This is a genomic window from Thiomonas sp. OC7, assembly GCF_900634595.1.
GTDB classification, from domain to species: Bacteria; Pseudomonadota; Gammaproteobacteria; order Burkholderiales; family Burkholderiaceae_C; genus Thiomonas; species Thiomonas arsenitoxydans.
Map to the genome: position 1 here is coordinate 1,616,706 of NZ_LR131953.1, position 22,479 is coordinate 1,639,184.

The 22,479-nt window shown below is 65.3% G+C and carries 15 protein-coding genes; 6 read left to right on the forward strand and 9 right to left on the reverse strand.

Features of this window, described 5'->3' with window-relative positions:
* Positions 1-4: 4 nt before the first annotated feature.
* The 4 genes from BIO17B3_RS07825 to BIO17B3_RS07840 form a co-directional block, all read right to left on the reverse strand.
* Positions 5-238, reverse strand: a complete 234-nt coding sequence (locus BIO17B3_RS07825) for a hypothetical protein (protein ID WP_013107344.1) — start codon at positions 236-238, stop codon at positions 5-7.
* The gene (gene fdh3B / locus BIO17B3_RS07830) at positions 235-867 is read right to left on the reverse strand and encodes a formate dehydrogenase FDH3 subunit beta (protein ID WP_013107345.1); all 633 of its coding nucleotides are present in this window, start codon (positions 865-867) and stop codon (positions 235-237) included. The genes BIO17B3_RS07825 and fdh3B overlap by 4 nt, the downstream gene beginning before the upstream one ends.
* 31 nt (positions 868-898) lie before the next feature.
* Complete coding sequence (locus tag BIO17B3_RS07835) at positions 899-3,886, reverse strand: formate dehydrogenase subunit alpha (protein WP_156053676.1); 2,988 nt, start codon at positions 3,884-3,886, stop codon at positions 899-901.
* 128 nt (positions 3,887-4,014) lie between these two features.
* Positions 4,015-4,260 carry a hypothetical protein gene (locus BIO17B3_RS07840; RefSeq protein ID WP_156053677.1) on the reverse strand — a complete coding sequence of 82 codons (246 nt, stop codon included), beginning with the start codon at positions 4,258-4,260 and terminating at the stop codon, positions 4,015-4,017.
* A gap of 206 nt (positions 4,261-4,466) precedes the next feature.
* Between BIO17B3_RS07840 and BIO17B3_RS07845 the strand changes: the two genes are divergently transcribed.
* Together BIO17B3_RS07845 and BIO17B3_RS07850 are read left to right on the forward strand one after the other, a co-directional pair.
* On the forward strand, positions 4,467-5,144 hold the full coding sequence (locus tag BIO17B3_RS07845) for a hypothetical protein (RefSeq protein WP_156053678.1): 678 nt from the start codon (positions 4,467-4,469) through the stop codon (positions 5,142-5,144).
* Complete coding sequence (locus tag BIO17B3_RS07850; RefSeq protein ID WP_156053679.1) at positions 5,141-6,493, forward strand: (Fe-S)-binding protein; 1,353 nt, start codon at positions 5,141-5,143, stop codon at positions 6,491-6,493. The genes BIO17B3_RS07845 and BIO17B3_RS07850 overlap by 4 nt, the downstream gene beginning before the upstream one ends.
* A gap of 104 nt (positions 6,494-6,597) precedes the next feature.
* On the opposite strand, the gene BIO17B3_RS07855 is transcribed toward BIO17B3_RS07850, so the two are convergent.
* Together BIO17B3_RS07855 and BIO17B3_RS07860 are read right to left on the reverse strand one after the other, a co-directional pair.
* Complete coding sequence (locus BIO17B3_RS07855; RefSeq protein WP_156053680.1) at positions 6,598-8,259, reverse strand: MFS transporter; 1,662 nt, start codon at positions 8,257-8,259, stop codon at positions 6,598-6,600.
* A 352-nt stretch (positions 8,260-8,611) separates the two neighbouring features.
* On the reverse strand, positions 8,612-9,586 hold the full coding sequence (locus tag BIO17B3_RS07860) for a sulfurtransferase (RefSeq protein WP_156053681.1): 975 nt from the start codon (positions 9,584-9,586) through the stop codon (positions 8,612-8,614).
* Between the two features lie 590 nt (positions 9,587-10,176).
* Between BIO17B3_RS07860 and BIO17B3_RS07865 the strand changes: the two genes are divergently transcribed.
* Both BIO17B3_RS07865 and mscL read left to right on the forward strand, forming a co-directional pair.
* Positions 10,177-10,638, forward strand: a complete 462-nt coding sequence (locus tag BIO17B3_RS07865; RefSeq protein ID WP_156053682.1) for a CZB domain-containing protein — start codon at positions 10,177-10,179, stop codon at positions 10,636-10,638.
* 134 nt (positions 10,639-10,772) lie between these two features.
* Positions 10,773-11,195 (forward strand): large conductance mechanosensitive channel protein MscL, encoded by a 423-nt coding sequence (gene mscL / locus BIO17B3_RS07870; protein ID WP_013107353.1) that lies wholly within the window; start codon positions 10,773-10,775, stop codon positions 11,193-11,195.
* A gap of 33 nt (positions 11,196-11,228) precedes the next feature.
* Here mscL and BIO17B3_RS07875 read toward each other — a convergent pair whose 3' ends face one another.
* From BIO17B3_RS07875 to BIO17B3_RS07885, 3 genes are all read right to left on the reverse strand, one after another.
* A complete protein-coding gene (locus BIO17B3_RS07875) occupies positions 11,229-13,250 on the reverse strand; it encodes a CHASE2 domain-containing protein (RefSeq protein ID WP_156053683.1) in 2,022 nt (673 codons plus the stop codon).
* A gap of 15 nt (positions 13,251-13,265) precedes the next feature.
* Complete coding sequence (locus BIO17B3_RS07880; RefSeq protein WP_232054217.1) at positions 13,266-14,978, reverse strand: FecR domain-containing protein; 1,713 nt, start codon at positions 14,976-14,978, stop codon at positions 13,266-13,268.
* A gap of 80 nt (positions 14,979-15,058) precedes the next feature.
* Complete coding sequence (locus BIO17B3_RS07885) at positions 15,059-15,808, reverse strand: response regulator transcription factor (RefSeq protein WP_232054218.1); 750 nt, start codon at positions 15,806-15,808, stop codon at positions 15,059-15,061.
* Positions 15,809-16,099: 291 nt separating this feature from the next.
* On the opposite strand from BIO17B3_RS07885, the gene BIO17B3_RS07890 reads away from it, so the two are divergent.
* Positions 16,100-17,986 carry an autotransporter assembly complex family protein gene (locus tag BIO17B3_RS07890; protein ID WP_232054219.1) on the forward strand — a complete coding sequence of 629 codons (1,887 nt, stop codon included), beginning with the start codon at positions 16,100-16,102 and terminating at the stop codon, positions 17,984-17,986.
* Entirely contained in the window at positions 17,986-22,194 is a 4,209-nt protein-coding gene (locus BIO17B3_RS07895) for a translocation/assembly module TamB domain-containing protein (protein WP_156053687.1), read from the forward strand. The genes BIO17B3_RS07890 and BIO17B3_RS07895 overlap by 1 nt, the downstream gene beginning before the upstream one ends.
* Positions 22,195-22,479 lie beyond the last annotated feature (285 nt).

Here is a 22,479-nt window from a genome sequence, read left to right on the forward strand (position 1 = left end):
GCTCCTAGCGCATGCGCACGTATTCGTTCTGGTTCTGGGCGCGACGGTTGATCTCGCGCTGCCAGCTGGCCTTATCCCCCACCTTCCAGTCCTTTTCGGTGAAAGCGGGATTGGCGCCCATCCACGGGTCTTGCGAAGGCGGTGCTCCGGTCTGGGTAAGGGTCTGTGGTTTCTGACTGCATCCGGCCGTCATGGCGAGCAAGACGGCTGCGAACATCAAGGACATGATGCGGTTCATGATGACTCCCCTTGCTTCGTCGGTGCGGGCTGTGCTTGCGCGTCAGCCTTGCCATATGCCGTCCCCCAACCCCACAGTTCGGCGCCGCCGCCGCGGTGCAGCACGCGGTCGCGCAGGATGTCGGCAATGACCTCGCCGTCCCCCGCCAACAACGCCTTGGTCGAACACATCTCGGCGCAGATCGGCAGCTTGCCTTCGGCCAGACGGTCGCGGCCGTATTCCTTGAATTGTTCCTCCGAGCCGTTGGGCGCGGGGCCGCCGGCGCAGAAGGTGCATTTGTCCATCTTGCCGCGCAGGCCGAATTCGCCGTTGGCCGGAAACTGCGGCGCGCCGAAGGGGCAAGCGTAGGAACAATAGCCGCAACCGATGCACACGTCCTTGTCGTGCAGCACCACGCCTTCCGGGGTGCGATAGAAACAACTCACCGGACACACCGCCATGCACGGCGCGTCCGAGCAGTGCATGCAGGCCACCGAGATGGACTTCTCGCCGGGTACGCCTTCGTTCATGGTGACCACGCGGCGGCGGTTCACGCCCCAGGGCACCTCGTTCTCGTTTTTGCAGGCGGTGACGCAGCCGTTGCAGTTGATGCAACGCTCGGCGTCACAGATGAATTTCATGCGGGCCATGGGGATTGTCTCCGTTGAGCGTGAGGGCGCATCAGGCGCGTTCGAGTTGGCAGACGGTGGTCTTGGTTTCCTGCATCATGGTCACCGCGTCGTAGCCGTAAGTCGTGGCCGTGTTGACCGCCTCGCCCAGCACGATGGGCGCGGCGCCTTCCGGGTAGTACTGGCGCAAATCCTTGCCCTGCCAGTGACCGGCGAAGTGGAAGGGGATGAACACGGTGGATCGGTCGACCGCCTCAGTGACGCGCGCGCGCACCTTGATGCGTGCACCGGTGGGCGTGCTCACCCAGACGTCATCGCCTTCACGGATGTTGCGGTCGTTGGCCACCGCCGGATTGACCTGCACGAAGGCGAACTGCTGCAGCTCGGCCAGCCAAGGGTTGGAGCGGGTTTCGTCGCCGCCGCCTTCATACTCGACCAGCCGCCCGGAGGTAAGGATGAGCGGAAATTTCTTGACGATGTCGATGTTCTTGTCCTGCACTGTCTTGTAGAGAGTCGGCAGGCGCCAGAAGGTCTTTTTGTCGTCGTAAGTCGGATACTTGACCACCATGTCGGGCCGCACCGAGAACAAGGGCTCGCGGTGCTGCGGAATCGGGTCGGGGAAGTTCCACACCACGGCGCGGGCGCGGGCATTGCCGAAGGGGTGGCAGCTATGGTTTTTCATCACCACGCGGATGATGCCGCCCGATTGATCGGTCTTCCAGTTCTTGCCGTCGGCCAGCTTTTTCTCGGCGTCGGTGAGTTCGTTCCACCAGCCGAGTTTTTTCAGCAGAGTGGAGTCGAACTCGGGATAGCCGGTCTGGATGTCCGCGCCCTTCGAGGCAGAACCGTCCGCCGCCAGCAAAGACTGGCCGTCGCGTTCGACGCCGAAGTTGGCGCGGAAGTTGCCGCCGCCTTCCATGACATTGAGCGAGGTGTCGTACAGATTCGCCGTGCCCGGATGGCGCAACTCCGGAGTGCCGTAGCAGGGCCAGGGCAGACCGAAGTATTCGCCGTCGAGCTTGTAGCCGGTTTCCTTGTCGATGCCGCCTCGGGCGCGCAGAGTCTTGACGTCGAACACGTGCATATTGCGCATGTGCGCCTTCAACCGCTCCGGGCTTTGTCCGGTGTAGCCAATGGTCCAGACCCCACGGTTGATCTCGCGCAGGATGGACTCGGTTTCCGGCTCCATCATGCCGCCCTTGCCCGGCACCATCTTGTAGTTCTTCACCAACTCCTTGCCGAAGCCGAGCTTGTCGGCGAGCTGGGTCATGATCATGTGATCGGTGCGCGACTCGAACATCGGCTCGACCACCTTCTCGCGCCATTGCAGCGAACGGTTGGACGCTGTCACCGAACCCGAGGTCTCGAACTGCGTGGTAGCCGGCAACAGGTACACGGCGCGCTTGGGGTTGAGCGGGGCGTCATCAGACGGCATGGCGGCCATGGCGGCAGTGGCCGATGGATAGGGATCGATCACGACCAATAGGTCGAGTTTGTTCATGGCCTTTTTCATGTCGAGGCCACGGGTTTGCGAATTGGGCGCATGCCCCCAGAAGATATGGGCGCGCAGGTTCGGCCCCTGATCGATCATGTCATTGGGCGTGAGCACGCCGTCGATCCAGCGCGAGACCGTCATTCCCGGCTTGGTCATCATGCCCGGAGCGAATCGGCCCTTGATCCATTCATAGTCCACCCCCCAGACCCCGGCGTAGTGTTTCCAGGCGCCCTCGATCACACCGTAGTAGCCGGGCAGAGAATCCGGGTTGGGGCCCACATCGGTTGCGCCCTGCACGTTGTCATGGCCACGATAGATATTGGTGCCGCCGCCCGACTTGCCGACATTGCCCAGCGCCAGCTGCAGGATGCAAGAAGCCCGCACGATGGCGTGGCCGATGGTGTGCTGGGTCTGCCCCATGCACCACACAATAGTGCCCGGCTTGTTTTCGTGAAGCATCTTGGCAATGGCAAACGTGGTGTCGCCATCCACGCCGGAAACCTCCTTGACCGCATCGGGGTTCCACTTTGCCAGCACGTCCTCCTTGACCTTGCCCATGCCCCAGACCCGGGCATCAAGATACTGCTGGTCTTCCCAGCCATTCTTGAAGATGTGATAGAGGATGCCGAACACCACCGGCACGTCGGTACCCGAGCGCAGCCTCACGTGCATATCGGCCTTGGCTGCCGTGCGTGTGAAGCGTGGATCGACCACGATGACCTTGCAGCCGTTTTCCTTGGCGTGCAGCAAGTGCAGCATGGACACCGGATGCGCCTCGGCCGCATTTGAACCGATGAAAAACGCCACCTTGGAGTTGGCCAGATCGTTGTACGAATTGGTCATGGCGCCGTAGCCCCAGGTGTTGGCGACACCGGCGACGGTGGTGGAATGGCAGATGCGCGCCTGGTGATCGCAGTTGTTCGTACCCCAGAAGGAGACCCACTTGCGCAGCAAATAGGCTTGCTCGTTGCTGTGCTTGCTCGAACCGACGACAAACAGCGCGTCCGGCCCGCTTTCCTTGCGAATCTCCAATAGACGGTCGGTGATTTCCTGCAGCGCCTGATCCCAGGAGATGCGCTGATACTTGCCGTCCACCAGCTTCATCGGATAGCGCAGACGGTGATCACCGCGGCCATGATCGCGCAGCGCAGCGCCTTTGGCGCAGTGTGCGCCTAGGTTGAGCGGAGATTCGAACACCGGGTTCTGCCGCACCCACACCCCGTTTTCCACCATGGCGTCCGAGGCGCAACCGACCGAACAGTGCGTGCAGACCGTGCGCCGGGTCACTACATTTTTGCTTCCGGCCGAACCCGGCGCTGGCGTATCGGCCGCGTCGGCCTTCTTCACCAAGTGCAGTTGCGAGCCGATCAAACCCGCTCCGAGCCCCAGCCCCACCCCAATGCCGGAGCGCCGCAGAAATGCACGACGGTCGATCGTCGGCAAGGCGCGGTTCAGGCTGCGCTTGAGCTGATCGACCCAGAGGGTCGAGGTGTCCGGGGACTTACCTTGGGTGTCCTTGCTTTCGGAACGACGAGTTAGCAGCATGTCTTCACTCCATTGTGATGCGTGGGAGCAGGTGGCGCGGCGGGCGAAACCCTGGCTTCAAAGGCTTGCCAGTAAGGCTTGAAAGTGGCGCCGCGCGGCAGATCGTATAGGTCGCATTTGCCAGGCGTTCAAAGCCGGGTTGTGCGGTAGTAGGCACGAATGTGCTCGGTCAGGTGGTAGCCCGTCTGCTGTGTGGCGTCAACCTTGGGCTCTGCTGCCGTCTTGGTCAAGACCGGCTGCGCCATGGCATCCGCCCTTGCAACACTTGCGCCAAAAACCGCCGCAGCTACGCCGCTCATTCCTTGCAGTAGCGAACGACGCTTGATCGCAGTTGCCGTATTGGCGTCGCCCGGGGGTATTCGTTTTTCAGTCATTCGAGTCTCCTTGCGGCAGGCCGCAGTGGGCCGCGGTGTGTTGCGCGGCGCGATTGATTTTTTTATGCGAACTGTAGCCCTATAACCGCGTCAACTCAACGCAATTTGCAATGCATACAAACATCCGGATTCGCGAATAAACAATCGCTTGCACTCCACTGCTCCGCAGCCTAATATCAAAACCCTTACAAAGCAAAGGGATTTTCATGGACCTCCTGACCCTGGCGCGTGGCCCGTTACTTGTCGGCAGCGTATTGATCTTCGTGCTGGGCATGCTGTGGCGAGCGGCAGGGTTGATTCGCCGTCCAACCAAGCTGGCCACATCGACCCCGCGGCGCCTCCATGTGCAAGGGGCGATCTGGTTCACGGTCCTGCGGCATATGTTGCCGCGCGCTGGCACTCGCCCAAACCCGACACTTGCCACGCTCAACCCCTACTTCTATCACTTCGGCCTGGCCTTCATCGTGTTTGGCTACGCACCACATATCGCCTTTCTTCACCGGCATCTGGGGGTGTCTTGGCCTGCATTGCCGGACGCAGTGATGTACCTCGCCGCGGGCGTCACCATCATCTCCTTGCTTGTGGCGCTTGCCATGCGCCTGATGGACCCGACTCTGCGACGGATCTCCAGCGCAGATGACTACATCTCCTGGGGCTTGCTGTTTCTGGTGATTTTCACGGGCATGGCCTTGATCGATCAGCCCTCCAGTGCCTATGCGGCGCAGGGATACTCCGCAGATCCAACCCGGCTGGCGATTCACCTCATGTCACTGGAATTGCTGCTGGTGTGGTTTCCCTTCGGCAAACTGTTCCATACCGTCAGTTGGTTTTTTGGCCGCGCCCAGTTCGGCGCATTCATGGCGCGCCGGGGAGTACGGGCATGATGAATCGCGAGATGTATGCACAGTTCGGCAACGCCATCGCCCATCTGGCGGAACAAGCGCCGAAGATCGAGATACCCGACGCGGAGCGTGTCAAGCGTGCCAAGACGGTCATGCTGGAAAAAATGGATCGCAACCTCGCGGTCGATCTGGAATCTTGCGTGCGATGCGGCTATTGCGCCGACGCCTGCCAGTTCAGCGTGCAAAACGATGACCCTGACCTCATCCCGACGCACAAGCTCGATCTGCTGCGGCGCGTCTGGCGACGCGAAGTCGCCCCCCTGTCCTGGCTGTGGAAACCGTTCACCCAGGATGTGAATGTCGATGATTTGCGGGAATGGCAGGCGCTGTGCTTCGACAGTTGCACCGAGTGCGGCCGTTGCAGCATGGTCTGTCCGATGGGCATCAACATCGCCCGCGGCGTGAATGTGATGCGCGAAGCGCTGGCCGCAGCAGGACTCGCACCAGACGAACTGCGCGCCGTGCAAAGCGAGCAAGACGCCCGCGGAACCGTGTTTGGAGCAGATTCCAGCCATCTTGCACAGGCCGTCGAAGCGGTGCGCAGCCGTGGAGTGACCGTGCATCTGGACAAACCCAAGGCCAAGGTGCTGATGCTGACGACGGTGCTCGACATCCTGTTGTTCCAGGACGCGCTCGAGGCGACGGCACGAGTGCTGAACGCCGCCGGGCTGGACTGGACGCTGCGCAGCAATGGTTATGAAGCGGCGAATTTCGGCTTGCTCTCTGGCGTAGAGGAGACGCAGAAAAAGGCGTCAGAAGCCGTGATCCGACAAGCCATCGAAGTAGGCGCCGAAATGGTGATCGTGCCAGAGTGCGGCCATGCCTACCCGGCCCTGCGCTGGGAAGGCGCTGAGGTGCACGGCGGACCGCTGCCTTTTCGCGTGCTGGCCATCTCCGAACTGATCGGGGAACTGGTGGAGCAAGGCAAGTTGCCTTTGCGCGGCGATGCGCACCAGACCCTGATGTTCCACGATGCCTGCAAACTCGGCCGACACGGCGGCGTGTTCGAGCAGCCGCGACTCGCTCTGCGCGCCACGGGAGCTGAGTTGTGCGAACCGCGGGATACCGAAGAAATGAACTGGTGCTGCGGCGGCGGTGCGGGCGGATTTTTGATCAACCGTGCGGCACCCCTGCGTGCGCAAGCTTTCGCCATCAAGCGGGCGCAGGTGGACAACAGCGACGCACAGGCCATCGTCACCTCGTGCGGCAGTTGCCGACTCAACTTCCTGGCCGGTGCCGAGCAAACCGAATGGGACAAGCCTGTGCTCAGCCTGGTTGAACTCATTGCCCAAAACCTCGTGGATCATCCCTCGCAGCAAGCGCCGTCCTGATCCGCGCAGCAGGCCTGCGAGCCAAAAGAAAAGCCCGCTGAAGCGGGCTTTTCCATGGTGCGAGTCTGCCCCCGGGCGCGGCTGCGCCGCGGGGGATGTTCCGGTCAGTCTGCCGCGTAGATGTCGCGATCTTTGGTTTCCGGCAGGAAGAACAGGCCGATGACAAAGGTGCCCGCAGCAATGATGACGGGGTACCACAGGCCGTAATAGATGTTGCCGTTCTGCGCCACAAGAGCGAAGGCGATGGTGGGCAGCAGGCCGCCGAACCAGCCGTTGCCGATGTGATACGGCAGGCTCATGGAGGTATAGCGGATGCGGGTCGGGAACAGTTCGACCAGCGCCGCCGCAATCGGCCCGTACACCATGGTGACGAAGATCACCAGCAGCGCCAGGATGGCGATCACCATCGGCGTGTTCATCTGCGCCGGGTCCGCCTTGGCCGGGTAGCCCGCCGCCTTGAGCGCGGCGCCGATTTCTTTCTTCAGCGCGGCCTCTTTGGCCTTGAACTCATCGGGCGGCAAATCCTTGGCGCCGACCACGGTGATGGTCTTGTCGCCAATCTGAATGACCGCCGGGCCGGTGCCAGACACGGTGTTGTAGTTGGCCGAGTTGGCCGCCAGCATCTGCTTGGCGATGTCGCAGGAGGAGGTGAACTTCGCCGTGCCGGTGGGGTTGAACTGGAAGGTGCACTGCGATTGATCGACCGTGAGCGTGACCGGCGAGTTCTGCACCGCCCGGTACAGCGCCGGGTTGGCGTAGTGGGTAAGCGCCTGGAACAGCGGGAAGTAGGTCAGCGCAGCAATCGCACAGCCCGCCAGGATGATGGGCTTGCGGCCGATTTTGTCTGACAGGGAGCCGAACACGACAAAGAACGGTGTACCGATCAACAAGGCTGCGGCAATCAGCAGGTTAGCCGTCACCGCATCGACCTTAAGCGTCTGCGTGAGGAAAAACAGCGCGTAGAACTGCCCCGTGTACCAGACCACGGCCTGGCCAGCTACCAAGCCCAGCAGGGCGAGGATGACGTACTTCAGATTGCCCCAGCGCGCAAACGCCTCGGTCAGCGGTGCCTTGGACGCCTTGCCATCGGCCTTCATTTTGATGAAGGCAGGAGACTCGTTGAGCTTGAGTCGAATCCAAACCGATACGGCGAGCAGGGCGATGGACACGAGGAAAGGCACACGCCAGCCCCAGGCGTTGAACGCGTCTTCGCCCAGCAGGGTACGGGTGCCGAGAATGACCAGCAGTGACAGGAACAGCCCCAGTGTGGCCGTGGTCTGAATCCACGAGGTGTAGGCGCCGCGCTTGTTGGCCGGCGCGTGTTCAGCGACATAGGTGGCGGCGCCGCCATATTCCCCGCCGAGCGCCAGGCCTTGCAGCAGACGCAGCGCGATGAGAATGACCGGTGCAGCCGCGCCGATGGCCGCATAGTTGGGCAGCACGCCGACGATGAACGTCGACAGACCCATGATCAGAATGGTGACGAGGAAGGTGTACTTACGGCCGATCATGTCGCCCAGCCGACCGAACAGCAGGGCGCCAAACGGTCGCACGATGAAGCCTGCGGCAAACGCCAGCAGCGCGAAGATGAACGCTGATCCCGCGTCCAGTCCGGCGAAGAACTGCTTGGCGATGATGGCCGCCAGCGAGCCGTAGAGGTAGAAGTCGTACCACTCGAATACCGTGCCGAGCGATGAGGCGAAGATCACCTTCTTCTCGCCCGCCGTCATGGGGCGCGCTTTTGCGCCCATTGCAATGGAAGCCATGCTCAAGTCTCCTGGATGTGGACGTGGGCGTGGCGTCGCTGCTGGGTCTTCCACCCGAGGCCCGCAACGCAACGCATCAACCCCGCGGCGCCAACGTGTTACAGCACGTCACGGGAATGACGGATTGTTTTCAGCCTAGCTGACCATGCGCTGACAGTCGGGCGGATGAAAATCTAGGGAAAACACGAAGCTGCAGTGCAGCAATTTCAGGGCTGCGCACCTTTCTTGCAAGTTTCATCGCATGAAATCACTCGCATCCGAACATTGTTGCATTGCGGTATTCCCGCATGCGCCAAAGCGTATGGACGAAAAAAAACCGGCACAAGGCCGGTTTCTGGAGCTGCGGACTGGCTCAGCCAGGCAGGCCCACGGTGGGGTTGCCGAGGTTGGTCCACTCGTTCATCGAACCGGCGTAAAGCTTGGAATTCTTGTTGCCGAGAATTTCATGCACCACGAACCAGGCGCCCGAGGCCAGGTGGCCGGTGTTGCAGTAGGTGGTCGTCGGCGCCGTGTCACTGATGTTGAAGTCGTGGAAGATTTTCTTGTAGTCGGCTGCGCTCATGAACATGGCCGCGCCATGATCCTCCTTGACGATGGCATCGATCGGGAACGACTTGGCGCCGGCCAGGTGGCCCGCCGTCTTGTTGATCGGCTTCTTGGCAATGCCCAGGTACTGGGCGGTGGGGCGGGCGTCGATGAATTGCTCGGTGCCGCTCTTCTCGCCTTCCTTGACATCATTCAGACCGGCCAACAGCGCCTTGTCTTCGCCCGTGGCTTTCCAGTCACCCATTTTCTTGGGCGCGGGCTTGATGCTCACCGGATAGCCGGCATTGATCCAGGCGTTGGTGCCACCGTTGAGGATGGCGATCTGATCAGCGGGCACGCCGAAATAACGCATCTGGAAGTACAGGCGAGTGCCGCGGTCCATTGCGAACACGGCGTTGCCGGTCGGCACGATGACGTAAGGCTTGCCGCTGTTCACGCCTGCCGCGTCCATGACCTTGGTGAAGTATTCAGCAGTCGGCATCATGGCCTTGAGCTTGACGCCGTCGACCGTGCGCTCTTCACGAATGTCGTTGAAGTTCACCAGATCAGCGCCCGCGATATGGCCGCCGCTCTTTTTCACAAAATGGTCTTTGCCCATGACCGGCTCTTCGTCATAGGCTTTCATGCTGCCGCCGCCACGAATATCGATGACGGTGACGTCGCTCTGGTGCGCCTTCAGCCACTGGGGCGTGACCAGCGGGCCAGGCACGTTCATGGCGAAAGCGGCGTGGGCTGCGCCCATTCCAATGGCGGCTGCGATCAGGGTTTTGGCAAGTTTCATTTGGCTCCTCACGAGGTTGGTTTCTTCGCCGATCTCAGTAGTCAGCGATGGATAGTCGCCGCACCGACCGACCGGTCTGCGCGGCACTGCATGCGCCACCCGCAACCAGGCTCGGCGCGGGCGGTACGACATTCGGTGGATGCTTGTTTTCAGCGCAGCGGCGAAACAAACGAAACGCCGCTGCAGGATGTCTCCAGATCGTTGTTTTTTTCCTCAGCCCTCCGGTGCCGCGAACGCAGCACCACAGTGCACTCCCTGCTCGATGGGGCGGCGTCATCCGGGGTACAACCGCATCACGCCTAGCCAAGCCTTACAGCAACGAGGAGCAAAACTTGGATGACTGCACTTTAAGCAGATGTCAACGCGGAAACTAGGGCCAGTATGTATCAACTGTGACCTGGCGTATCGGCGGCGCGCTTTGCGGCGCACCGGACATTCTGTGCAAAAAATCACACTTGACTGAATACAAGCGTAAAGCGGCCCGCACATTCCTAGACCGACCCTGAGCCTGATTTTTAAAGTCCTTCTCATGGCTGGCGGCAACCGCCCCGGCATGTTGCGTTCACAACCTCTCTCAAAAAGGACAACTCATGGGACTTCTCGCTTGGCTGCGCCGCCACGACCTCGGTCTGCTTCCCGCCACCGACACTCACCTGGCCCCCGAAATCGACCCGGAAGAAGACCACTTCGACGGGCTCTATCTGGGGCAGGCGGTGCAAGGCCATCTCAACTGGAAAAAGCGCCTCAAGGCTATCATCGTCGAGGGTCAGCAAGATGATGTGGACATCGCCTCGGTCGCCGTGGACGATCAGTGCGCTCTGGGTCAATGGCTGCATGGTCGCGCCAAGGGCCGATACGGACACCTGCCCGAATATGCGCGCCTGCGAAAGATGCACGCCGAGTTCCACCTCGCTGCGGCGCAGGTGCTGCTGAGCAGCCGCAACGCCCAGCGCGAAGAAGCCGAAAAATTGCTGCGTGGCCCGTTCAGCATGCTGTCTGATCAGGTTCAACTGGAACTGGTGCGGTTTTACGCCGCGGCGCGGCCGAATTGACCCTTCCCGGGCGATAGACTGTAAAAAACCCTCTAAAAAGGGGAGTGGCGCTGGGGAATTGCCAATTTTTCCCGCAAAATCCGCGCCGTGCGTGAGGTATTCACGCCATTACCCCAACAGTTGAGGAGCCCCGCATGTCCCTGATGAAAGATTTCAAAGAGTTTGCCGTCAAAGGCAATGTGATCGACTTGGCCGTTGCCGTGATCATCGGCGGCGCGTTTGGCAAGATCGTCGAATCGCTGGTCGGCGATGTCATCATGCCGATTGTTGGCGCGGTCATCGGCAAACTTGATTTCTCCAATCTGTTCATCGTCCTGGGCAAAGTGCCCGCCGGTACCGAAATGACCCTGGCGGCGCTCAAAAAAGCCGGCGTGCCGGTGCTGGCTTATGGCAGCTTCATCACCGTGGCCGTGAACTTCATCATCCTGGCCTTCATCATTTTCATGATGGTGCGCATGATTTCCAAGCTCAAGCACGCCGAGCCGCCGGCCCCTCCCGCACCCACGCCGGAAGACACCGTGCTGCTGCGCGAAATTCGCGACGCGCTGAAGAAGTAAATCAGGGTCTGTGCCCCGTCAGGCCGCCAACACTCAGGCTTGCCGGGGCAGTTCGACCCAGAACATCGCCCCCTCTCCGGGGTGCGATGTCACGCCGGCGCCGCCGCCATGCTTTTCGGCCACCAGCCGCACGTAGTACAGCCCTAAGCCGGTGCTGCCTGACAGCGGCGTGCCCGGCCCCTCATGGGCCCGGCTGAAACGCTGGAACAGCCGGGCCGACTGCTCCGGCGTCAGCCCCGGCCCCTGATCCCGCACCCAGAAGCGCACCGTGCGCGGCGCGAGTGTGGCGCCGAGGATCACCTTCGAGCCTGCCGGGCTGTGCTGCACTGCGTTGCGCAGCAGATTGGTGGTCAGACGCTCCAGGGCGTCGAAATCGCCCCGCACCCAGATCGGATCGTCTGGAATTTCTCGGACAAAGCGCACCCCTTGCGCCAGCGCCTCGTCATAAGCGAAGTCGGCGGCCTGATGCAGCACCGCGCCCAACTCGATTTCGACCAGGGCCGACGGCTCCAGCGACTGCGCGCGCGACAGATCGAGAAAGCCTTGTGAGAGGTTCAGCGCACGGCGAAGCTGGGTGAGCAGGCGGTCGCGCGCCGCAACATCCATCTTGCCGGACTGCAGCAGTTGCACGGCGCCAGCCAGAGGCGCGCGCACGTCGTGGCTGATGAAGGCCAGCGCGTCGTCGCGGCGGGTTTGCAGATCGCGCAAACGCTGCTGCGCGGCTTGCACCTCCAGAATGCGGCGCTCGAAACTCAGTCGCTTGGGCTTAGCGGGCGCATCGCCTTCTGGCGACTCGCGCACGGTGCGGCGCAACTGGCGCAGCTCACCGTCCAGATGGCGTCTGGCGGCCTCCAGCCGTCGCCAGCCCCACAAAGGGTAGGCGGAAAGCGCCGCCACCAGAGCCCCGCCGGGCGCGACCCACCAACCCGTCAGCATTGGCAGCGCGGCAGCGGAGCCCACCAGAACCAGCCCCCAAGCCACGCTGGCCATCAGCCCGCCCAGGGGCATGAGCCGCGGCAGCCAGAGCAAAGGCGCAAGCGCGAGCAGCGCCGTGATGAGCAAGCTCAAGGCCAGCGAGACGGTACGGATGAGCGTGCCATCGCGCAGCGCGATGAGGGTGTTGGCCAGCACCTCCACGCCGGGCATGGGCGCGCCCTGCGTCGTCACCGGGGTAGCCAGAAAATCGCCCAGACCCGCGGCGGTTGCGCCGATCAGCACCACCTTGCCGCGCAGGGCGCCGGGCGGCACGACGCCGTCGAGCACCGCGCTGGCGGACAGTCGCGGCACCGTACCGCTGGGGCCGACGAATCGCAGCCGCCGCTGGTCGGCGGCGGCCAGGGCGTAGGGATGGGACGGCACGGCGCTCTGCGCGGGCCGTGGCGCGCTGCCGCGCACGGGCTGATGGGCGATGGTGAGCAGGGTCTGCGCCATGAGAGGCCAGACCGGCGCGCCCACGCCCTCCCAGAGATAGACGCTGCGCGCCACGCCATCGCCGTCGAGCTGCACGCCGATGCGGCCCAGACCCGCCGCAGCCGCCGCAAGCTGGGGAATGGGCAGGCCTTCAACGATCTGCCCGCCGCTGCGCAGGCTGTCGAGCACCACCGGCAACGCCACCTTGCCGCAGGCCTGCAACGACTGAGCCAGCGCGGCGTTGCCAGCCGCGTCGCTGCCCGCTTCGGTGAAGGCGATGTCGAGCCCGACCGCGGCGGCGCCCGCGCGGCAGACCGCATCCACCAGCCGGGCGTCGGTAGCGCGGGGCCAGGGCCAGGCGCCCAGCCGGTCGAGGCTGTGCGAGTCGATGGCGACGATGACCACGCCCTGCGGCGGCACGACCGGCTGCAGCCGCTGCCCCAGATCGAACACCAGATGATCGATGCGCTGCAGCACCCCGCTGAGGCTCAGACCGAGCGCCAGAATCAGCAGCAGAGCGCCGATGCGCAGAATCTCCAGCCCAGGTCGCCAGCGGGCCGAGCTCGCCGTGCCGGATTCAGCAGGCCGAGCCAGCCGTCCGCGAGACTCGCCGAGGCGCAGCAAACGCGCGAATCCGGTTTTCACAGCGGCTCCACGACGTCACAGGGCGGGCAGCAAAGGAATCAGCAGCAGCCAGAGGTCGGGATAGCGCGGCGGCACATCGATGACCTGCACCACCGGCGGCCCCTGCGTGCCGTCGCTGTCGTCCACCAGCCGCGCGCCGAGGTAGCGCTTGCCCGAAGACGGCCGCGGCAAGGTCAGCGCGCCGCCCGGCGTTTGCATCTGCGCCAGCGCCGGTTGCAGGTTGGCGTGGTCAGATAGCGTCAGCGCGTAATGTTGTCCTGACGGCGCGGCAGGCAAGTCGAGCAGCAGATGATCGCGGTCGAACCGCATCGTCGCCTTGGCCAGATCGGCCGGCCCGGGGCCCGGCACATAGCGGAAGGTCTGCGGCGGGCTCCACGGCCCCTGCTGCCCCTGCGCGTCGATGCTGGCCACGCGCCAGTGCCAGACGCCCGCAGCCAGATCGGCGGGCGGCGTCCAGTGCGCGCCCTGCTGTTCGACGTCGTAAAGCGGCCGCGCGAAATCGTCCTGCGCGGCCAGTTGTAGACGGGAACGCGCCACGTCCAGCACCTCCGACCAGGCCAGCCTGGGCCGCGCCACACGCACCGTCGCCCCGGCCGCCGGAGCAGTCAGCATCGGGAAAAACGGCCGCGCGAACACGGTGAAGGCGTGCGACGCGTCCTGTCCCTGCAAGCCATTGGCGTCGACCGCGCGCAGCCGCAGCACATAGCGGCCGTTGGGCAGATCGGCCACATTGAGGGCATTGCCGGTACTGGTTTTCTGCACCAGCACCTGCGCGCTGTCGCGCTCGGCCAGCACCTGGCCGAACCACGACACCGCCCCGGCCTGCACGGGCAGGGTGAAGCGCAGCGGGAGCTGTTCAAACAGGCTCGGCAAGGCCGACACATCGGGCGACGGCAACAGTCGCACCGGCGGCAGCGGCGGCTGCCCCGCGCGCGCCAGCGAACCCATGCCCGCATCCACCCGCACCTGCGCGCCCGCAGCCTGCAGCTCGACCGCGCCGCCCAGGGTTTCCTCCCGCGTGGCATCGGCGCCCGCCCCGACGCGGAACTGCGTGCCGCGCACCACGGCCTGGGCCGACGGGGTGAGGATGCGCAGATTCTGATTGGGCAGGCGGCGTGGGTTGTCCTGAATGTCGATCTGCCCTTGCTGCAGACGCAGCCGGGTATCGGCCATCAGTCCGTCGGCGTAGAGGCTCACCGTGTCGAGCGTCAGGGTGCTGCCGGGCTGCAGCGCCAGACGGGTGCCGTTGGCCAGTTCGATGACAGCGCTGCCCGAATCCGGCACTTGAACCTGCGCGCCGGCGGCCAGGGTCTGGCCCGGTTGGGCGTCTTGCCAGGCCTCAGTCGCCTGCGCCCGCCAGCGCACCGCGCCGAAAGCCTGCACCAGTTGCGCCTTGGAGGGCTGCTGGCGCAGCAGGTCGGCGGGAAACAGCAAGACGGTGCCCGGCGGAATCTGCCGCGGATTGCCCACCCGGTTGTCGCGCTGGATCTGCGGCCACTGCGCCGGGTCTCGCAAATAACGCTGGCCCAGACCGATGAGGGTGTCGCCCGGCCGGACGGTGTAGCGCCACATCGGTTCGCCCGAGACACTGGTAGCCGTTGGCGCGGTTTGCGCCAGCGCCAGAGTCGGCACTATCACCCACGCGAAAACAGCCAGCAGCAAAGCGCGCAGGCGGGGGGATTGGCGGGCGGAAAGACGGGTGAAAAACAGGGGGGTCGAGAAACGCATCTGAGTCACATCCGGTTCGAGCCGCCGACAAAAAAGCGGCAAACCGACATTCTCGGTCCGGACGCGTTCAAGCGTCGGGTTCAATCGTCGAGTTCGGGCGGCACGGTCAGCGGCCCTTCGTCGGCGCTGCGGGCGCGCTCCAAGCGGTAGCCGCGGCCATAGACCGACACCAGGCGCCAGCCCGATTCCGGCTGCAAGCGCAATTTGCGCCGCAGGGCGCTGACATGCACGTCCACCGTGCGGGTTTCGACCTCCGGACGCAGGCCCCAGATGGTCTGGATGAGAAAGTCGCGGGTCAGCAGACGGTTGACGTTCTGCAGAAAGTGCAGCGCCAGATCGGTTTCGCGGTCGGTCAGTTCAACCCGCTCGCCCTGCACAAAAATCTGCCGCCGCGAGCAGTCGGCCTCGATTTCGCCCAGACGCAGCCGCGCCGCGGGCAAAGTGCTGCCCGAGCGGCGCAACACCGCCTGCAGCCGCGCCAGCAACACCGGGCGCGACAAGGGTTTGACCAGATAGTCGTCGGCCCCCGACTCCAGCGCCTGCACCACATCGGTTTCGGCATTGCGTCCGGTGAGGAAAATGACCGGTGGCACGTTGGCGCCCAGTTGCAGACGCAGTCGGCACAGCACATCCGGCCCGCTCAGGCCGGGCAGCATCCAGTCGAGCAGACAGGCGTCGGCGCCGCCGCGCTCGACGGCACGGGCGAATTCCTGCCCGTCCGTGTAGTACTGTACGTCATATCCGGCTTCGCGCAACCAGTCGGAAACCTCGTGGGCAATGAGCGGATCGTCTTCCAGGTACGCAATACGCAAGGCGAGAGTGGGTGGCACGGTTGAACTGAAAAATGTCATGCGGCTTGACAGAGATAGAGCAGAGGCGGAAGTCAAGGAAACCTGGGGCGACCCGGCGTTTTCTTGAGAAAACCGTGAATATGTTCACACTCCGCGGGGTAGTCGGCAAGTAATGTCAGGGCATGCTTTACAAAGTTCACGCCGGGAATCGACCCGGCGCAAGCTTGAAACATGATTTAAGAACGGATGCGGACTGGGCGCAGCCCGGCCCTGGGGGCGCTCATGGACCTGCCGACGCCGCCGACGACATGCGGCATGAATAATGCGGGCATGCATCGAAAACCGGCCAGAACGACGACCGCCGAGCACCAGATCGGGCTTGGCGGAGCCGTTTTGCCGAGCGCCATCGCCTTTTTTGGCTTCGCGCTCGGCGCCTTGTGCGCGGTCGCGGTGCTGGCGTGGCCGCAGACTGCGGCGGCACAGACCGCGAGCCCCTCACCTGCGCCGCCCGCTTCGGCAGCACAGACGGCTGCGCCGAAGTACGAGGTCGAGCTCGACGTGCCGGAGGACTTGCGCACCCTCTTATCTAACAATCTTGATCTGTTGCGCTGGCGCAACTTTCCGGGATTGCAGGCCGATCAGGTCGAGCGGCTGGCCGATGAGGCACCCGCCCAGGTGCAGCGCCTGCTCGAAACGCAGGGTTATTTTTCACCGCAGATCGCGGTGCGGGTCGATTGCCCGCCGGAGGCTGATGGGACAGGGCCGATTCGTGTGGTGCTGAGCGTGAATCCGGGCGTGGCCACTTTGGTGCACGCCGTCGAGGTGCAGGTCGACGGCCCCGACGGCCAGCCGGATGCCGCCCTGAGCGCGCGGCTGAGCCGCACCTGGACGCTCAAGCCCGGCTCGGTGTTTCGCGATGCCGACTGGGAATCGGCCAAGTCGCGGGCGCTCTCCAGTCTGCTGTCGGGGCAATGGCCGGCTGCGCGCATTGCCGACAGCCGCGCGACCATCGATCCGCAAACGCATCAGGCCCGCCTGCTGGTGCGGCTGGACACGGGCGCGGCCTATACCTTCGGCCCGCTCCACATCGCCGGGTTGCAGCGCTATCCGGCCAGCATCGTGGAGCGGCTGGCGCCGATGCAGCCAGGGCAGCCGTATTCGCAGACCGCGCTGCTCGACTATCAGGCCGCTTTGCAGAACAGCCCCTACTTCCGCAATGCCGTGGTCGATGCCGATGTGCGTCAGGCGCAGGACGGCGTGGCGCCGGTGGATGTGCAGGTGACGGAAAACCGGGCGCAAAAACTCAGTTTCGGCGTAGGGGTGAGCAGCGATACCGGGCAGCGGGTGCAGATGGGCTGGCGCGATCTCGACTTTCTGGGGCGCGCCTGGCGGCTGTCGAGCGAGGTCAAGCTGCAGACGCGCGAGCAGAGCGGCAATCTGCGGCTGGCATTCCCGCGCACCGCGAATGGCTATGACGACAGCCTCACCCTGTTGCAAGACCGCACCGACATTTCCGGCCTGGTCACGCGCAACAGCAGCATCGGGGCGCTGCGCGAGCGCACGCGCGGCCACATCGACACCGCGCTGGCGCTGCAGTATCAGGCTGAGAGCCTGCAGCCCGCGGGCGCCGCCTCCAGCGAGGTGCATGCGCTGAGCCTGAACGATAGCTGGACGTGGCGCGACATCAACAGCGTGCTCTATCCCAGCCGCGGCGCCATCATCAATCTGCAACTCGGCGGCGCCAGCAAGGCGCTGCTGTCGTCGGCCAACTTCATCCGGCTCTATGCGCGCGGGCTCGGCTACTTGCCCATCGACCGCAGCAACCAGCTGGTTTTTCGTGCCGAGGCGGGCGCGGTGCTGGCCAATGGCGCCAGCGGCATTCCGCAGAATTTCCTGTTTCGCGCCGGTGGGGCGAATTCGGTGCGCGGCTACGCCTATCAAAGCCTGGGTCTGGTGCAGGGCGACGCCATCGTCGGCGGCCGCTATCTATTTACCGCCAGCGCCGAGTTCGATCACTGGTTCACCCGCCAGTGGGGCGGCGCGGTGTTTTACGACCTGGGCAACGCGGCCGACACCTGGGGCGCGCTCAAGCCCGTGCGCGGCTATGGCGCGGGCGTGCGCTGGCGCAGCCCGGTGGGGCTGGTGTCGGTCGATCTGGCTTACGGTCAGGCGGTGCACCAATATCGCCTGAACTTCAGTGCGGGGCTGTCGTTCTGATGACCGAGCCGACCGCACCCGTCCCCGCCCCGCCGCCCAAGCCCCGCCGCCGCGGGCCGCGCCTGCTGCGCGTCTTGCTCTGGGCGCTGACGGCCACGGTCGCCGTGTTGATCGCCGCCGCAGCCGCCGTGGCTTGGCTGGGCAGCGAGAGCGGTCTGCAGTGGCTTGCGGCGCGCACGCCGCTGCGGCTGGGCAGCACGCAAATCACCCTGAAAGACGTGCAGGGCAGTCTGTGGAACTCGGTGCGCATCGGCCAACTGCAACTCACCACCCCCAGCTCCACCACCCTCCTGCACGACGCCCGGCTGCGCTGGACGCCGACCGCGCTGTGGCAGCGCACCCTGCACATCCAGAACCTGAGCGCGCAGCGCATCGACGTGACGCCAACCCAAGCCACCGCCTCGACCGGCGCGCCGCAACTGCCCGCCAGCCTGCGCCTGCCGCTGCGTATCGACATCGACCATCTGGCCGTCGGCGCACTGCAGATCGGCCCGCCAGGGGCGTTGCGGTCTTACGGCAGCCTCAGCGGCCAGATGCACTACGACCAGGGCCGCTACCGCGCGCAGTTCACCGCCCTCACCCCCTGGGCCCACGCCCAGCTCAGCGCCAGCCTGGGCGACGCGGCACCCTACGCGCTGCAGGCGAGCCTGAGCGCCACGCACATCGGCCTGCCCGGCAAGGCGGCTGAGCGCAACGCTGCCGATCTGCGCGCCCGCGGCGCCCTGCGCGACTTCACCCTCGACGGCACCCTGCAGATGGACGCCGCCCGCGCCCGCCTGCAAGCCCGGCTCACGCCATTCGATGCCACACCGCTGCGCAGCGCCCGGCTCAGCTCGAACGCGCTCGACCCCTCGGCCTTCGCCGCAGGGCTGCCCCGCGCCGCGTTGAATGTGCAGCTCGATCTCGGCCCGTCGAGCGCGCAAAGGCTGGTGGGCAGTCTGCGCGTGCGCAACACCCTGCCCGGCCCGATCGACCAGCAGCGCCTGCCGCTGCACAGCCTGAGCGCCACCCTCGCGGGCGATGCGCAGCAGGCCAGCGCGCACGATTTGCTCATCGACCTGGGCGCTGGCGGACAAATCCGCGGCACGCTGCATTGGGCGCAGCCCGAGCTGCAGGCCCGCCTGCAGGTCGCGCAGCTCAACGCCCGCGCGCTCGACGGCAAGCTGGCCGCCACCCGCCTGTCCGGCCCGGTGGTGATCGACGCCAGCGCACAACAGCAAAGCGTTCAGGCCACCCTCAGCCAGCCGGGCTGGGACGTTCGCGTGCAAGCGCAGCGCCAGGGTGACACCGTGCATCTGCGCCAGCTGCTGCTCTCGGCGCTGGGCGGCCGTCTGGAGGCCAGCGGCACCCTGTCCACCGCAGGCACGCAGGCTTTCGAGCTGAGCGCCCGGCTGCGGCAGTTCAACCCCGCGCAATTCGGCGCCTACCCCCAGGCCGCGCTGAACGCCGACCTCACTGCAAGCGGCGCCCTCACCCGCCGTCAGGCCAAGCTCGCGCTGCAACTCGCTCCCAGCGTGTGGCGCGGCCACACCTTCACCGGCCACGCCCGGCTCGCGCTCGACCCGCAACGCCTGTGGGACGTGGACGCCGCGCTCACCCTCGGCGCCAACCAACTCAGCGCGAAAGGCGCATTCGGCCAACCCTGCGACGCCCTGCAATGGACACTGCACGCCCCGCAACTCGCGCAGATCGACCCTGCCCTGCAAGGCAGCGCCCAAGCGCAGGGCCAGTTGCAAGGCGGCTTGCAAGCGCCCTCGGGCACCGTCTCGCTACAAGCGGACGAACTGCGCTGGGCCAACGCGCTCACGCTGCAACACCTCAGCGCCCAGAGCAACTTCAGCACCGACCGCGCACCGGCCGCCACCGCCTTGCCGTCCGCAAACGCCCTGCTCAACCGTCTCGCGGGCTCGCTACAGCTCGACCTCGACGGCCTGCGCTGGACCCAGAGCGCGCAAACCGTGCAGATCGGCAGTTTGCACACTCAGGCGCAGACCACGGCCGGGCTGGACGGACGACTGCAACTGGGCGCCCGGCTGCAAGACCTGCGGATCGCGTCAACTGCAAAAAGCAGCGCAGAAAAAGTGATCGATACCGCGACCCTGAACATCGCGGGCACCCGCACCCAGCACACTCTGCTGCTTGCCGTCAAAGGCCAGTTGCCCCGGCCCAACGCCACTGCGTCCACACCACAACCCACATCGCAGCCCGCCGCGCCGCCCTTGCCGCTCGATCTCCGGCTGAGTGCTGCTGGCGGCTGGCACGGCGACCCGCAAGGCTGGCGCGGCCAGATCACCACACTGGAAAACACCGGCCCGGTCGCGCTCAAACTCCAGGCTCCCGCAAAGCTCGATCTGGCGTTTTCCCCGCTGCGGCTGCAGGTTGAGCATGCCACTCTGAAGCTGCAGGCCGGGCTGATCGATCTGGACAGCCTGCAGCTCGCCCCCGGCGTGTTGCGCACCGCGGGTCGTCTGCAGACCGTCCGCTCCGCCGACCTGCTCGCCCTGGGCGGCATCACCCCGGCGCGGCTGCGCGACACGCTGGTGCTTTCGGGCCGCTGGCAGATCGACGCCGGTGCAACCGTGAACGGCCAGATCCATCTGCAGCGCGACAGCGGCGATATCGCGCTGCAACTTGCCGCCGCTCCCGCCAAGCCCGTGGGCACGGTCACCCTCGCCCCGACCTGCGACGCCACCTTCGGCGCCGCCGCATCGCGCGGCGGCTTCATGCCGCTGGGCATCGGCCAGCTGGTGCTGGACATTACGGCGCAAGACAGCCGCGTGCAGGCGCAGGGCGTGGTGCAGACCGCCATGGGCACGGCGCAGGCCAGCTTGGCCACCGAACTCAGCCGCCGCGGCGAGCTGTGGGGCATCGCGGGCAGCGCACCGCTGCAGCTCGACGCGGGCGCCGATATGCCCAGCCTGGCCTGGGCCGCGCCGCTGATCGGCTACGACTATCGCGCCGAGGGCCGTTTGCAACTCGCGGTGCAGGGCCGGGGCACGCTGGCCCAGCCGCAATACAGCGGCAGTCTCGATGGCCGGGCCCTGCGTCTGGCCTGGCCCGCGCAAGGCCTCGATCTCAAAAACGGCGTGCTGCGTGCCCATTTCACCGGCGACCGGCTTCAGCTCGATCAGCTCCAACTCCAGGGCGGCAAAGGGCAGCTCACCGCCACCGGCGACGCGCGGCTGCAAAACGGTCTGCCGCGCGCGACCCTGGACCTCAAGGCCGACAAGCTGCAACTGCTCAGTCGGCCCGACCGACAACTCATACTTAGCGGCACGGCGCAGGCCCGGCTGGCCGACAAGGTGCTGGCCCTCACCACCGATCTCACCGCCGACAGCGCCGACATCGCCCTGCCCCGCGCCACTGGGCCCACACTGAGCAGCGACGTGGTCGTCATCGGCCAGACGCCTGCAGCAAGCAAGCCCGCGGCCGCCATGCCCAGCGCCGTGCGCTTCGATGGCACCTTCAACCTGGGCTCCAACTTCCACCTCTACGGCCAGGGTCTCGACGCCACGCTGGGCGGCAGCGTGCGCGTGCGCGCCGACAACGGTGCCACGCCCACGGCGACCGGCAGCATCGAAGTCGTCAAGGGCGAATACACCGCCTACGGCCAGCAACTGCAGGTCACGCAGGGCCGCATCAACTTCGCCGGGCCGGTGGACAATCCCGGACTGAACATCACCGCTACCCGCCCCAATCTGCCCACCGGCATCGAAGTCGGCGTGACCATCAGCGGTAGCGCGCGGCGCCCGCTGGTCAAGCTCAGTTCCACCCCCGCCATGCCCGACACCGAAATTCTGTCGTGGTTGGTACTGGGTCAGCCGCTCGACCAGGTGGGCGCGTCCGACATTGGGCTGCTGCAGACCGCGGCGGCGGCGCTGCTCGGGCCCAGCGAGGGGCAGCCGCTGCAAACCCGGCTGGCACACGCGGTGGGGCTGGACAGCATCAACGTGCAAAGCGCGTCCAGCAGCAACGGCACGAGCAGCACCAATGGCGCCGCGACCGCGGCATCTGGCGGCGTGCAAAGCACCATTGTCACGCTGAGCAAGCGCCTGTCGGCCAACACCCTCGTCACCTTCTCGCGCGGAATCGACGGGGTATCGAGCATTTTCACCATCCAGCACCAACTCACCCGGCGGCTGTCGGTGCAGGCTCAGACCGGCACCGAAAACGCGCTCGATCTGTTCTACACCTTCGAGTTTCAATGAACTAGGGCCTGTTAACGCTATTTATGCCCCCGCGTTGCCCCCAGACGGGGAGGGATGCAAGGCGGAGGTGCGAGGCAAGGCTGGTTGCCTTGCCTCACACCGACAACGCCGCAGACGCCCCGCCTGGGGGCAACCCTTCGGGCCGGGGGTCTGGGCGGCGCACTGCCACGTTGCAGTCCGCTTGTGGTGCCACACACCACGGCGCGGCCTGCGCCTCGCAGTGCCTCCGCCCAGACCCCCGGCGCGAGGGCATAAATAGCGTTAACAGGCCCTAAGGGAACGCCT